The 13747-nt window shown below is 68.8% G+C and carries 11 protein-coding genes; 10 read left to right on the top strand and 1 reads right to left on the bottom strand.

The window, feature by feature from the left end:
• The first annotated feature begins 80 nt into the window (after positions 1 to 80).
• The 6 genes from D7X96_RS22085 (at position 81) to D7X96_RS22110 (ending at position 6816) form a co-directional block, all read left to right on the top strand.
• Positions 81 to 1076, top strand: coding sequence for a hypothetical protein (locus D7X96_RS22085; RefSeq protein WP_121770641.1), 996 nt, complete (start codon positions 81 to 83; stop codon positions 1074 to 1076).
• Between the two features lie 339 nt (positions 1077 to 1415).
• A complete protein-coding gene (locus tag D7X96_RS22090) occupies positions 1416 to 2525 on the top strand; it encodes a porin family protein (protein WP_121770642.1) in 1110 nt (369 codons plus the stop codon).
• Positions 2526 to 2549: 24 nt separating this feature from the next.
• Positions 2550 to 2987 carry a type 2 periplasmic-binding domain-containing protein gene (locus D7X96_RS22095; RefSeq protein ID WP_147468367.1) on the top strand — a complete coding sequence of 146 codons (438 nt, stop codon included), beginning with the start codon at positions 2550 to 2552 and terminating at the stop codon, positions 2985 to 2987.
• A 21-nt stretch (positions 2988 to 3008) separates the two neighbouring features.
• The gene (locus D7X96_RS22100; protein ID WP_121770644.1) at positions 3009 to 4598 is read left to right on the top strand and encodes a methyl-accepting chemotaxis protein; all 1590 of its coding nucleotides are present in this window, start codon (positions 3009 to 3011) and stop codon (positions 4596 to 4598) included.
• Between the two features lie 85 nt (positions 4599 to 4683).
• Positions 4684 to 5844 (top strand): C39 family peptidase, encoded by a 1161-nt coding sequence (locus D7X96_RS22105; RefSeq protein ID WP_121770645.1) that lies wholly within the window; start codon positions 4684 to 4686, stop codon positions 5842 to 5844.
• Positions 5845 to 5931: 87 nt separating this feature from the next.
• Positions 5932 to 6816, top strand: a complete 885-nt coding sequence (locus D7X96_RS22110; protein WP_147468368.1) for a hypothetical protein — start codon at positions 5932 to 5934, stop codon at positions 6814 to 6816.
• A 79-nt stretch (positions 6817 to 6895) separates the two neighbouring features.
• Here the strand turns inward: D7X96_RS22110 and D7X96_RS22115 are convergent, their stop codons facing one another.
• A complete protein-coding gene (locus tag D7X96_RS22115; RefSeq protein WP_147442677.1) occupies positions 6896 to 8863 on the bottom strand; it encodes a phosphatase PAP2 family protein in 1968 nt (655 codons plus the stop codon).
• A gap of 227 nt (positions 8864 to 9090) precedes the next feature.
• On the opposite strand from D7X96_RS22115, the gene D7X96_RS22120 reads away from it, so the two are divergent.
• From D7X96_RS22120 to D7X96_RS22135, 4 genes are all read left to right on the top strand, one after another.
• On the top strand, positions 9091 to 9564 hold the full coding sequence (locus D7X96_RS22120) for a MarR family winged helix-turn-helix transcriptional regulator (RefSeq protein WP_120547439.1): 474 nt from the start codon (positions 9091 to 9093) through the stop codon (positions 9562 to 9564).
• Positions 9554 to 10243: a DUF8817 family protein gene (locus D7X96_RS22125; protein WP_120547438.1), complete on the top strand. Its 690-nt coding sequence runs from the start codon at positions 9554 to 9556 to the stop codon at positions 10241 to 10243. The genes D7X96_RS22120 and D7X96_RS22125 overlap by 11 nt, the downstream gene beginning before the upstream one ends.
• 190 nt (positions 10244 to 10433) lie before the next feature.
• Positions 10434 to 10925 (top strand): hypothetical protein, encoded by a 492-nt coding sequence (locus tag D7X96_RS22130; RefSeq protein ID WP_121723422.1) that lies wholly within the window; start codon positions 10434 to 10436, stop codon positions 10923 to 10925.
• Positions 10926 to 10955: 30 nt separating this feature from the next.
• A complete protein-coding gene (locus D7X96_RS22135; protein ID WP_158626610.1) occupies positions 10956 to 13661 on the top strand; it encodes a serine/threonine-protein kinase in 2706 nt (901 codons plus the stop codon).
• The last annotated feature ends 86 nt before the right edge of the window (positions 13662 to 13747 follow it).

Here is a 13747-nt window from a genome sequence, read left to right on the forward strand (position 1 = left end):
TGCGTGAACTGGATTTACCCCGAGTGCGCGAAAAGGATAGCGTCAAGCCTTCCAATCGCTGTCACAAAGGGAGCCAGCACATGCCTGGGATTCAAGAACTCGTCGAGTTCGCCGAAGGCTCGAGGAAGATCGGCGTCGACATGGTCAACTTTGCCTGGATCGGCGACCTCGACGAGGGTTCGGAGAAGGCGTTCCAGGGCGTCCGGACAGCCAGCCATCTCACGAACGTCCCCTGGAACCGCATCGTGTTCTGGTGTGAGTCCCGGAACAAGCGCGTCGCCGAGACAGTCCTTCACCGGATCAACCCCAAGATCTGGGTGATGTCGATGAGTGAGTTGTTCACCTGGTGGAAGCAGGACACCCGTGAAGCGAGCACGACCGTGGCCGAGACCGCGCGTCACGTCTACACGAGCCTCAAGCGTCTGGCCGCCCTCTCCGCCGCGAAAGACCTGGCCAGCCTGTGCATCCTGCGGGTGGTGGGCGGGTACTTCTTTGATGCCAGCGTCGAGTTCGTCCTCCAGGCGAAGTTCTTCACCCGGTTCGGCAAGCAGCCGCCGCCAGAGTGGAAAACGGACACGACGATGCCCGTGCTAACCAAGTCGCACTGGGTCGGCGACGCCTGGGCGCTGTATGCGCACCCTTACACGGATACCACCCGGCGCGCCTTGAACACCTATCTGGTCATGTCCAGCAAGGCCGGCATCAATCATCGAAAAGGCATTGGCCCCGGCTTCTACACGTCGGAGATGCCCATGAGCTACACACCCGACACGACGTCCGCCCAATTCTTGTTCAAGCCGGAGAACCTGGGCCTGCAGGACGAGGATCTGCGGATCCGTCAGGAACGGGTCGGGTTGATCCAGGACATGATCATGTCCGCGCTGGCTGCTGGCTGGGGTGAGGAAAAGGCAGAAGACCTGGGCCAGCGCGACGTGGAGACAGGTCAAACGCCAATCCTCACCCTTCCGCATTTTGGCCTCGTCAAGGTGCCAGGCAGCTCGCTGATGGAGTACGATCCGTCCAAGTGGACGGGCTGGAAGGCGACCCCGTTCCGGGACTGGACGAAGCGCCGCTAGTCCTTGCTCCGAGTGGAGTCCTCTCGATTTCCGCATGGTTGTTTCAACTGCCATGCACCAGGATGGAGTGCCCGCGGCGGCTCCACAGGCGCAGCCCCCCTCGGCGCGCATGTCTCACCCGCCTCCCGTGTCGCATCCAGACCGGTGAAACCACGTTTCACCGCCCAGCGCGACAACCCGAACAAACCAAGATCCCGTTTGACACCCCAGATATCGGCGGTGTTTCGGGGAGGGCCGTGCGCGGCTCAGCGCTCTCCTCCTCTGGACAGGAGGTTTAATTTTCTTATACACATAAAATCCAGTCAGCCCCCCGTTCGGTCGTCGTTGAAAGGCACTCCCATGTTTCATCTGCGACGGCTCCTCCTGTGTCTGGGAGTCCTGCTGGTCTCCGGCACCGCGTCCGGCATGTCCCTGGCGGATGGGAAGTTCTTCATCCACGGGTACTCACACCTGAGCACCGGCAAGACCTGGGAGAACGTCTACCTGGCCGGCAATGAGGACGTGGGCCTGCAGGACCTGGGCACCACGCTGCTGGTCCGGGCCCTCCCCGCGGAGCGGCTGGTCATCAACACGCAGTTCTCCTTCGAGAAGGCCCCCGGCCAGTCGCTGGAGCCGGAGGTGGACTACGCCTTCGCGGAGTACTCCTTCTCCGACGCGTTCCGCCTGCGCGCGGGCCGCAACCAGCTCCCCCTGGCGCTGTACTCGGAGATCTACGACGTGGGCACGCTGCGGCCCTTCAACGCCCTGCCCCAGGGGACGTACGGCCCCACGACGATTGGCGTGGAGAACTACGACGGCCTGGGGCTCACCGGCCGCATCAACCTGCCGGGCGAGTGGATGGTGGAGTACGACGCCTACGGCGGCTTCCTCGACCTGAAGCAGCCCCTCGTCCAGGACTGTGACGAGGCGGAGGGCGGCGTGTGCATCATCGAGTCACAGCTGCTCGGCGGCCGGCTGGCGCTGTGGGCGCCGCTGGAGGGACTGCGCTTCACCGCGTCCGGGTTCGTGTCCCGCGACCCCGCGAAGGCGGAGGGCAGTCACGACGTGCTGGGCGTCGTGGGCGCGGGCGCCGAGTACCTGGGTGAGTCGCTGTGGCTGCGGGCCGAGTTCTTCAACCTGTTCTCCGAGCAGTCCAAGGCGCGTACGGGCTACGTGGAGGCGGCGTACTTCCTCACCCCGCACTGGCAGCTGGCCGGACGCGTGGAGGGCTCGCGCACCTGGGCCTCCGCCACCGCCGTGCCGCCCGAGCTGCTCACCTACCTGCGCCACCGCGAGGCCGCCGTGGGGGTGAACTACTGGTTCAACCCGCACCTCGTCTTCAAGGTGTCGTTCCACAACGTCATCGGCAACCGCTTCGCCATGCCCGAGGCCACTGACGACCTGGCGGCGCTCCTCCACCCGGAGCCCCACACGCGGCTCCTGTCCCTGGGCACGCAGTTCAGCTTCTAGACCCACCCCCTTTCCGGAAACGCCATGAGAACGCTTGTCCTGCTCTTGTTGTGTGGGTTTGCCGGGCTCTTCGCCGGGCCGGCGCGGGGGGCGCCGTCCGGGGCCTACAAGGTCGTGGTCCATCCGGACAACCCGGTGAACGAGCTGAGCCGCGCGCGGCTCTCGCAGCTCTTCTTCAAGAAGAGCACCCAGTGGGATTCAGGCGTCACCGCCATGCCGGTGGACCTGAACGACAGCTCGCCGGTGCGCGCCGCCTTCTGCGACGAGGTCCTGAAGCGCTCGCTGCCCGCGGTCCGGGCCTTCTGGCAGCAGCGCATCTTCTCCGGCCGCGACGTGCCGCCCCCGGAGCTGCCGTCGGATGCGGACGTCCTCGCCTACGTGCGCGCGAACCCCGGCGCCGTGGGCTACGTGCCCGCGAGCACCCCCACCCCCGGGCTGAAGGTCATCACCCTGCTGGACTGAAAGAACAACGAGTCCGGCACCATGCGATTCAAGCACAAGGTCCTGCTGCTCCCCGTCCTCGCGGCCCTGTTCCTCGTGGCCATCATCGGGCTCTCGGAGCTGCTCGGGCGCAGCACCCGGCAGCACCTGGAGCGCATCGAGAAGGGCTACGTCCCCGCGGTGCTCCTCAGCCGGGACCTGGACGTGCTGCTGCAACAGCTGCAACGGGGACTCCAGGACGCGGTCGCGGCGGAGGACCTGGAGCAGCTGGCCGAGTCGGACGCCGTCGCGAAGCGCTTCCTCCAGCGGGTCGCCGAGGGGCGCACCAACCCCGCCATCACGCCGGGGCGCATGGACGCGCTGGAGGCGCAGCTGCGCGACTACGTGGCCTTCGCCCGCGACACGAGCGAGCGGATGATCCGCAGGGACGCCCAGGCCTCCGCCCGGCTCCCGGAGATGGCCACGCGCTACAACCAGGTGCGGGACGCGCTCCAGCGCGCCACCGAGGAGGACCAGCTCAAGATGGGCGCCTCCTTCGCCCTCACCCTGGAGGAGCACAAGGGCTCCCAGCGGCGCCTGGTCCTGCTGGGGCTCATCCTGCTGGGCGTGCTCGCGTCGCTGTCGGTGTGGCTGGTGTCGCAGGTGGCCCAGCCGCTGACGCGGCTCACGCAGGTCGCCTCGCGCATCGCCACCGAGGGTGACCTCACCCAGGTCATCGACATCCGGTCCGAGGACGAGATTGGCCTCCTGGCCCAGAGCATCAACCACCTGGTGCAGCGCCTGCGCACCATCCCCGTCACCCTCCAGGAGACGCTGAAGGAGCTGGCCGGCAGCGTGGAGGGACTGACGCACATCAGCCGCGAGCAGTCCGAGCACCTCACCCGCCAGTCGGCGAGCATCGAGGAGGCGAGCGTGGCCATGCGGGACATCCAGGAGCGGGCGCTGGAGGCCTCGCGGCAGGCCGACACGGTGCTCCAGGTCGCGAAGCGCGCGGAGCAGGCCAGCCTGACGGGCCAGACGCGGCTGCGCCAGAGCGGCGACGCGCTGGAGCACCTGCGCGCCCAGGTGGGCGAGCTGATGCCGGCCATCGGGCGGCTCACGGAGGGCTCTCGCAAGGCGTCCGCCATCCTCCAGACGGTCAAGGACCTGTCGGATCAATCCAACGTGCTGGCCATCAACGCGGCCATCGAGGCGGCGCGCTCGGGCGAGCACGGGCGCAGCTTCGCGGTGGTGGCCCGGGAGATGCGGTCGCTGTCGCAGCAGTCCCAGCGCGGCGCGCAGAGCATCAGCGGCCTGCTGTCGGAGATGGGCACCGCGGTGAGCGCCGTCACCGAGTCCCTGGAGAGCAGCCACCAGAAGATGGCGGAGGGCATCCACGAGGCGCTCTCCTCCGGGCAGAGCCTCCAGGAGCTGACGGAGGCCGTGCGGGACAGCAGCAGCGCGGCCCAGGACATCGTGGGCTCGTTCACCCAGCAGAACGCGGGCATCGTGCAGATGACCGCGGTGGTGACGGACTTCTCCCGGATGATGAAGGACAGCGTGCGGGCCAACGAGGACGTGGAGTCCGCCATCCAGCGGCTGGAGGTCGCCTTCCGGGGCATCCAGGGCGTCGTGAGCGGCTTCCGCGTCTAGGGCCTGATTTAATCCGGTTTAATTCGCCGGCCGGCGTCTCGAACGCTTTCATCCTCGAAGATGTTCAGAGGGGGAAGCACAAGACATGTCGACTGATGGAATCCGCCGTGCCCTGGGGCCTTTGCTGCGCACCGTCGCGAACACCGCCGTGGAGAAGGCGGTCGCCCCACCGCTGCAACCCGCCGCGAAGGCCGTCACGAACTTCGCGGTGTCCTCGTTCGAGCGCGGCAGGTCGCCGCTGGTCGCGCTGAGCCCGCCGCCGCCACCTCCGGCTCCGCAAGTCGACGGGAAGCTGGAGGCGGGGGACTGGCTGTCGGTCACGGATAAGGACGGCGCGAACCAGCGTCAGCGGCCGACCACGAAGAGCGGAATCAACACCACCTTCACGGAGGGGACGCTGCTGAAGATCATCCCGCCGCCGGACAACGGCGCCGTGAGCCAGGAGGGTTTCGTCTACGTGGAGAGCCGGTCCGGGAAACAGGGCTGGGTCCACGAGAGCCTGGTCGGGGAGGTCAGCGAGGAGTTCGTCAATCAGGTCAAGGCGGACGAGCTCGCGAAGAAGCGCGCCGAGAACCACCAGACGGACGCCGCGGACGCGTACCAGGGCATCTACGTCAACCAGTTCGACGCGGAGAAGCAGGTGGGGGACCCGTCTGCCCGCAATGCCAACTGCGGCCCCGCCTCCACGCTCATGGCGCTGCGCAACGAGGGGCTCACCCTCCCCCCCATCCCCGACGTCACGAGCAGCGGCACGGCCGGCGACGAGGTGCAGGCCGCGCGCTACTGGGGCAGCACCAACACCGGCAATGACGGCGTGACGACCAACGACGCGGGCGAGACGGTGTACGCGCTGGGGGAGGAGAACTCGCTCTACACCGGCTTCAAGAACGTGAGGAACGCGGTGACGGCCGCGGGCGGGACCTGCGAGGACGTGGCCGCGAACTCGGCGAGCATCAAGACGGCCATCGAGTCCGGCATGTCGGTGGTCATCTCCGGGAACTTCGTCGAGCCGTCCGCTCAGGACCCGGAGGGCGCCCCGGTGCTCAAGGGCGACACCTGGGAGCAAGGCGGCGGCGCCGAGGAGCATCTGGTCGCGGTGGTGGGCATGACGCCGGAGGGCAACTTCATCGTCTGCGATCCAGCGTCCGCGTGCCGCACGCCCATCGAGGTCACGGCCGAGGAGCTGGACGCCTTCATGCGCGGCAACGCGGGCGCCATCGGCATCGCGGGCCCGGCGACCGAATAGGGAGGGCTTCCGGCAATCCCTCATGGCCATGGAAGCGCCCGGAACGCCATGATGGATGCCTTGAAGCGCGAACCCGAGGAGTCCTGAGTGCGAAGCCGCTCATTCCGCATCCCCCTTCTCGTTCCGGCGTTGGTGGTGCTGGGCGGTTGTGAGCGCCAGGAGCAGCCGCCTCCCGCGCGGGTCCCCGCCGCGGCTCCGGTCAAGGCGAGCGCGCCCGCGAAGGTCACGCCCTCGCCTAGCAGCACCGGGGCGGAGCTGCGCGAGCGGCTGCGATGCGAGGCGCTCCTCGGCTTCAGCGGGCTGCTGGCGGGGCAGCAGGAGTACTTCGGGGAGAAGGACCGCTGGACGGAGGACGTCACACGGCTCCCCGTCCCGGCGGCGTGCACGGATGGCAGCCGCGTGCCCACGCCGGATGCCACCTGGCTCGCGGGTTGCCACTTCCGTTACGCGATCTCGGTGACCGGCTCGCCGCCGGACAACACCTCCTTCCGCGTGCGCGCGGTGGGCGTGGGCGGGCTCGCCGAAGGGCTCACGTATGAGATGGCGCATGGGTTCGTGGACGGGAAGCCCGTGCGCGTGTGGCCCTCGGAGCTCGTCCTCGAGGACTGCCATGGCGTGCGCAGGCCGGAGGGGACGCCGCTGCCAGCCCCGCTGTGTGAGGGGGCCAGCAACCTGAAGGGGTTCTTCACGTCCCAGAAAGCGTACTTCGGGGAGAAGGACCGCTACTCGGAGAGCGCCGACCAGCTGGGCTTCCTTCCGGAGCCCTGCCTCGACGGCACCCGCGCGCCGGTCCCGGATGACACGTGGATCGCGGGCTGTCGTTTCATCTATCGCGCCGAGGTGTCGGGCATCGCGCCGGTGCAGGCCTTCCTGCTCACCGCGCGCGGCATGAAGGGCCCGGTGGTGGATCAGAAGCTGACGCTGGACTCCCAGTACACCTGGAGCCCAGCGGATCCAGGCTGCGCGCCGTGACGCGCTGGCGCGCGTACAAGTCCGACGGCCGTTCACTGGTCGTCGGCGGAGCGGAGAAGAAACTGCGCGTCGTGCCCGTCTAGGGCTGCACGGTCACGCGCACCGTGAGCGGTACGCCCCCGAGCCCCTGCCCGTTGGGCTCGCTGTAGGGGGTCGCCGTCACCACGTGAGTGCCGACGGTCGCCGTGATGGGGAGCACGTAGGGCGCCTGGTTGTCGACGTACACGGTGCCGTCGATCTCGAAGCGCACGCTGCCCACCTGGGACTCATAAGTCGTGGCCCTCAGGGCCACCTGCGCCGTGCCCAGGTCGCTCAAATCCAACACCGCGCCGTTTTCCACCTGCGCCAGGTCGTTGCCGGAGCTCGGGTTCACCAGGGTGAAACGGTCCACCGTGCTCACGAAGTTGGGCAGCACGGGCGTGTCCCGGTCGATGGTGAGCGTGTTGCCTCCAAAGGTGCGCACCTGGAAGCCATCGAAGGGCTCGTTGTAGTAGCGCGCCAGGTCCTGCAACGTGCGCAGCGCCAGGAGTTCGCCCAGGCGCGAGCCGTGGTCATGGTCGCTGCGGTAGTGCACTCCCGCGAAGAGCCGCGCCACGCCGACGTTGCTGACCAGCTTGTCCAGTTCGTCGAAGGCGTAGAGCGTGGGGCCGGTATAGGGCACCAACGCCGTGCCATCCGCGTTGGGGACGACCGGGTTCGGGATGGGGAGGTCCTTGTAGAAGGCCTTGATCATCGTCACCCCCGCGCCGATGTACGTGGAGTGGCCGGACGCATAGGCGGGATGGACCGGGCTTCCCTCCGGGAAGGCCTGGTTCAAGAGGTACGTGCCGCCCGCGCCTCCGTTGAGCGCGTTGTTGCGGGCCAGGACCAGCGGCAGCACCGGTGACGCCAGCAGTTCCGGGGGAACGGGGTACGTGCGTGCGCCCGTCACGGTGTTGTGCACGCGGCCCGCGTACTCCTCCGGACGCAGGCGCCGGTGGATGAGCCACTTCTGGAACCACTGCGCGCGCAGCGCCGGATTCACGATGCGGCTCACCACGTCCAGCCCGTCACCGTTTCCCAGCGTCGCGAAGGGCTCCTGGTTGCGGTAGTTCCGGTAGGGATTCAGCTCATCAAAGACAAGCGGCGAGGACTTCGGGTCCGCGTCCACGTCGCCCAGCCGGGTGAGCAGCAGCGCGGCGTTGAGACTGGACTGCACCGGATAGTCCAGGTGAACCCACTCCGCCAGGTCGCGGCCGTTCCGGAGATACCGGCGGACCGGGTCGTAGACAGGAGGCTGGGTGGGGAGCGCGCCGTTCTGGATGCTCAGCCACGTGTCGAAGCGGAAGACCCGGTCATCGCCGGGCACCCGCGTCAGATTGCGCTGGGGAATCACCTGCGCGCCGTAAGGCACGTCCAGCAGCAGGAACTGCGAGATGAAGGGCCCCTTCGCGCTCCCCGGCAGGTCGGCCCGGAACAACGACGCGCCGGTCACGACGCCGCCCTCCTTCGCACCACGGTACTCGCGGAGTTGATTGAGGCGCTGGATGGCCTGGGTCAGGACCGCGGGCGGACTGGAGGTGTAGTCCTGGAACGGCACGTCCCGGACGAGTGACATCCAGTACAGCTCGTCCAGCTCACCGGAGACCTCGGCGCTGGTGAACAGCGGCGCGGGCCGCAGGGCGAGTGCGTGCGGATCCGGCCCCACGGGCAGATAGGAGAAGCCCGCCAGGGGATTCACGAGCTTGCGCTCGCCCAGGAAGAGCGTTTCGAGGCCGGCGGCCGGGTCTCCTCCAATCAGCGAGGCGAGCAGCTTGTCGTACTCGGTCGTGACGACGTCGCCGAATGCGTCGTGCTGCAAGCCCTTGCTGTAGCTGGCGAAGCGCGAGGGATAGCGCTCCTCGTCGTTGTTGTCCGGGTTCTCGGGCAGGGGCGCGGCGAACTCCGCGTCCGCGGCACCGACGCGGAGGGCTCGGGCGATTTCGGCACGCAGGCCGTTCGCGATCTGGGCATGGGCGCTCGTTCCAAGCAGGACGAGGCAGGGGATCAAGGGACGAAAGCGTCGCATCCGGGGGTTCCTCCGCCGGCAGGGGGGCCGGCCGAAGGGAGATGCGTCCATGGGCCTGAACGCGCAGGTCAGGGCCTGGAAGTGAGCACCGCCATGTGTCGGGAAATGGGCCTGTCCCCTACGGGAGTGCTGGCCAGCGTGCAGTGACCCTGTCCCCCAGGGCATGCGCCCGAACGGGGTCAGTGGAGCATTTGACAGGAACCTGTCATAATGACAGGTTCCTGTCCATGCCATCTCTCACACGGAAGGCGGAGACCTTCAGCGCCCTGGTGCTGGAGGTGTTCCAGCTGAATGGGCTGCTGCTCCAGGCCGGAGACCGGCTGAGCGCTCCGGCGGGACTGACGAGCGCCCGCTGGCAGGTGCTGGGTGTCATCGACCATGGCCCCGCGACGGTGGCGGCGGTCGCGCGCACGATGGGACTGGCGCGGCAGAGCGTGCAGCAGACCGCGGACGCGCTCGCGAAGGAGGGGTTCGTGGAGTACGTCGACAACCCGCATCATCAGCGGGCGAAGTGCGTCTCGCTCACCGCCGCCGGGCGCCGTGCCTTGCGCAAGGTCGAACAGGCGCATGCGGCCTGGGCGGACCGACTGGGCGCCAGCATCGCCCCGGCGCTCCTGGCAGCGGCGGTCGAGGGCGTCCGTGAAGCGCGCCTGCGGCTGGAGAAGGACCTGGGCGTGGAGGCGCGCCCCCATGAAGGGTGACGCCAGCATTCCCCTGCTCCCCTGCGTGGAGCTCGCGCCGACGCTCGAGTTCTACGGCCTGCTGGGCTTCGAGGTGACGTACCAGCAGCGGGCGCCCAACCCCTATGCGGCGACGCGGCGGGGTGGCGCCCAGCTCCACTTCTTCGGCCTGAAGGGGTTGGATCCGCTGAAGGCCTTCAGCACCTGCCTGATCATCGTGGACGAGGTGGAGGAACTGCACGCGCGATTCCTGGCCGCGCTGCGACAGGCCTATGGCCGGACTCCCGTCCGGGGCCTCCCACGCATGACGCGCATGCGAAAGGGGCAGACCCGCTTCACCGTCGTCGACCCCTCCGGCAACTCCGTCATGTTCATCCGGCGGGACGAGCCCTCGGGCTACGGCGACGACGCGGACGCTCCGACCACCCTCCTCGGCAAGGCACTCAAGACGGCCCGGCGCCTGCGCGACTTCAAGGGCGATGACGCCGCCGCCGCGAAGGTCCTGGACGCCGCGCTGAAGAAGGACGGCGCCGGGACGACGCTGGAGCGGGCCCGGGCACTCGCGGCCAGAGCCGAGCTGGCCAGGGCCCTGGGGGACACGTCTGGCGCCCTGGAGCGGGACCGGAACCTCAGCGCCCTACCCCTCTCGGCGGCAGAGCGCGAAGCACTCCGGTTGGAGCTGGAGGCCATCCAGCCGTAGGTCATCAGACCCGCACCTTTCCTCATGGCACTCAGTTTTGTAAGCAATTGAGAATGGCCTCCTCATTGGAAAAAGGGCGCTGACTTTCGCTGCAAGGGTTTCCCTGGCCGGTGTCAGAGCGTTGAAGGGCCACGTTTCCGGGCCCTCGTCCACGCCGCCCGAGGAGGCCCGCATGTGCGTCTGCCCTTGGATGTCCCTTTGCACACTCGCCAACGATGTCTCTGTCATCAAGGCCTCGGGCAACAGGTACGCGACGGATCTGATCACGAACACCCTTGTCCGTCTCGCCGCTGGGGGAGCCTCGCTCACCCTCTTCATCGAGAAGAGCGACACGGGCACGCGGGTCTCCATTGGCACCCAGCCGGAGGAGTCCGAGGAGGCGCCGGTGATGCTCGCCCGGACGTCAGCGCTCGAAAAGCCAGACGGTCTGGAATGGATTGAAGCCCGGCGTCTGGTGGTCGTGGAGAGCACGCCGGGCCAGGCCTCCACGGTGACGCTCAGCGGGAACGCGGGAGCCCAGGAGGGACCCGACAATGGATTCGAGGAACTGGTCGCCGCCGCGCTCTCCGAGGACTTCGCGTGGGTGCTGGAGGTGAAGCCTGACTTGGATTCCGGTGCGCAGGGGACCCGTTCCCTGCTCCTCCGCGCGTACCGGGTGACGGTCCCGCCACTTCTGCCTTGAATGCAAACATGGCTAGAATTGCTCCCCGCCATGTCTGCTTGTCCTTCCGAGGAAACGATTCTCGCCTTCGTTGAGGACCGCCTGCCTCCCGAGCAGCGGGCCCTGGCCGAGGCCCACTTCTCACGCTGTGACACCTGTGGGGCGCTGCTCGCCTCCGTCACGGCGACATGGCACGCGGAGGGACGGCTGGTGGAAGAAGCGGCGCCTCCGCCCCGCCTGTTCGCTCCAGGGGAGCAGGTGGGGCCCTACACCGTCGTCAGCCATGCCGGCAGTGGCTCGATGGGCGACGTGTACCGGGCGCGCGATGGGCGGCTCGGACGGGACGTGGCGCTGAAGGTTCTCCCGGCGCGGTTCGCCCAGGACCCCGAGCGGCTGGCCCGCTTCCGCCAGGAGGCCCGCGCAGCGGGGGCGCTGTCCCATCCGCATCTGCTGACCTTGTTCGACGTGGGAGACCAGGAAGGCACGCCCTACCTCGTCACCGAGTGGCTGGAGGGCACCACCCTGCGGACGCGGTTGATGCGCGGGCCGCTGCCCCTGGCGGAGGTCCTGCGGCTGGGCATCCAGCTGGCACAGGGGCTCGCGGCCGCGCATGCCCGCGGCGTCATCCACCGCGACCTCAAGCCGGCGAACATCTTCCTGTGCACGGAGGGCGGTGCCCGCATCCTCGACTTCGGACTCGCGCGGCTCACCGAGCGCGGCGAGGACGCGGCGGTGACCCGGAGCGGCGCGGTGATGGGCACCGCGGGCTACATGGCCCCCGAGCAGATCCGCGGGCAGAGCGTGGATCCTCGCGCGGATGTGTTCTCGCTGGGCACGGTGCTCCATGAGGCCGTGAGCGGTCAGGTCCCCTTCGGGGGTGACAACCCGGTGGAGCGCATGAGCGCCGCGCTCCGCGATGAGCCTCCCGTGCTGCCAGGTGAACTGGGAGCGGTCCTCGCCCGCTGTCTGGCGAAGGCACCCGGTGACCGGTTCCAATCCGCGCAGGACCTGGCCTTCGCCCTGGAGTCCATCGCGTCCCGCTCCGGAAGTCAGGGGCCCCCGGCCGTGCATCCGCGCGCCCTCCCGCGCCCGGCGCTGTTCACGCTCCTGGCGGTCGCGCTGCTGTGCGTGGCGGGTGGGCTCCTGGCGTTCGGGCGTCCGTGGAAGGTCCCGGCGTCGGGCCCGACGTACCGGCCGGCCACCTTCCAGCGCGGCCCCGTGCTGAGCGCGCGGTTCTCCGCGGATGGACACACGTTTCTCTATGGCGCGGCGTGGGAGGGAGGCCCCGTAGGGCTCTACAGCGCGCGCACGGAGCGTCCGCTGTCGCAGCCCCTGGGACTGAACGCGGATGTGCTCGCCGCGTCGTCCCGGGGAGAGCTGGCGGTATTGCTCGCCCCCCGGTTCTTCGACCCGGAGCATCCCACGGCCACGCTCGGGCTGATGCCGCTGGCGGGAGGGGCGCCGCGAGCCCTGCTCGACGGTGTGCTGGAGGCGGACTGGGGGCGCGGCGAGGGACCGCTGGCGGTGGTGCGCCGGGTGGGCGAAACCTTCCGGCTGGAGCGGCCGCCCGGCACCGTGCGCTTCGAGTCGCAGGGGTGGATCAGCCACGCGCGGGTGTCCCCCGATGGCGCGCGAATCGCGTTCCTCTTCCATGAGCACCCGAAGGACGACCGGGGCGGGGTCTGGGTGCTGGAAAAGGACGGGCCGCCCCGGGAACTCTCCGGAGACTGGGCGTGCATCCGGGGACTGGCGTGGGCTCCGGATGGGAGCGAGGTGTGGTTCACCGCCGCCCGCACCGGTGCGGACACCGCGCTGTTCGCGGTCGACCTGCGAGGCGCGACGCGACTCGTGGATCGGGGCCCCGGGCGGATGCTGCTCCACGACATCTCGAAGGACGGCACCGTCCTGGTGGATCACCAGGTGATCCGGGCGGGGCTCGTGTTCGGCCGAGCGGGGGAGGAGCGGGATCTCACGATGACGGACGCCTCGATCCTGTCGGACCTGTCCCACGATGGCGGGATGCTGCTCATCTCCGAGGAGAACCAGATCGAAGGCCCCACCTATGGCGCGTACCTGCGCACCACCCATGGCGCACCTCCGGTCCGGCTGGGAGACGGGCATCCTCTAGCGCTGTCCCCGGATGGCAAGCAGGCGCTGGTCGTGCGTTATGGGGAGCGGATGGAGTTCTTCCTGCTGCCCACCGGCGTGGGGGAGCCGCGCCGCGTGTCATTGGCTCCGGTGGCCACGGTGCTTTCGGCGCGCTGGTTTCCGGATGGAAAGCGGTTGCTGCTGCGCGCGAGCCAGGAGGGGCGTCCCGCCCGCTTGTGGGTGTTCGAGCCGGGCGCCGGAGCCCCCCGGCCAGTCACGGCGGAGGGCACCGGCTTCCACACGGCCATTTCCCCCGATGGAGCCTGGCTCGCGGCGGTGGATGAATCGGGAAGCCTCCGCCTGTTCTCCGCGACGGGGGACGCGCAGCGCGTGGTCCCGGGCACGTTCCCGAGACAGTGGGTGGTGGGTTGGGACGCGAGCGGCGCGGCCCTCTACCTGCGCAGTGTCTCGCTTCCCGTCCAGATCTACCGGGTCGACGTGAAGACAGGCGAAAGCGTGCCACACCTGACGGTCCCCGCGCGCGGCCCCCCGCCGGGGCTCATCTCGGTCATGACCCTGGCGCTCTCCGCGGACGGGAGCGCCTACGCGTACAGCTACTTCGAGACGCTCTCCCGGCTCTATCTGGTGGACGGCCTCGGGAAGGACTGAGCCATTCCCCTGGAGCCACCTGAATCCCGAGATTGAATCTTCCGCCGTCCGTCACGTAGATGGGGCCGTGCGGCATCAGGCGCGCA

The sequence above is a fragment of the Corallococcus interemptor genome (genome assembly GCF_003668875.1).
GTDB classification, from domain to species: Bacteria; Myxococcota; Myxococcia; order Myxococcales; family Myxococcaceae; genus Corallococcus; species Corallococcus interemptor.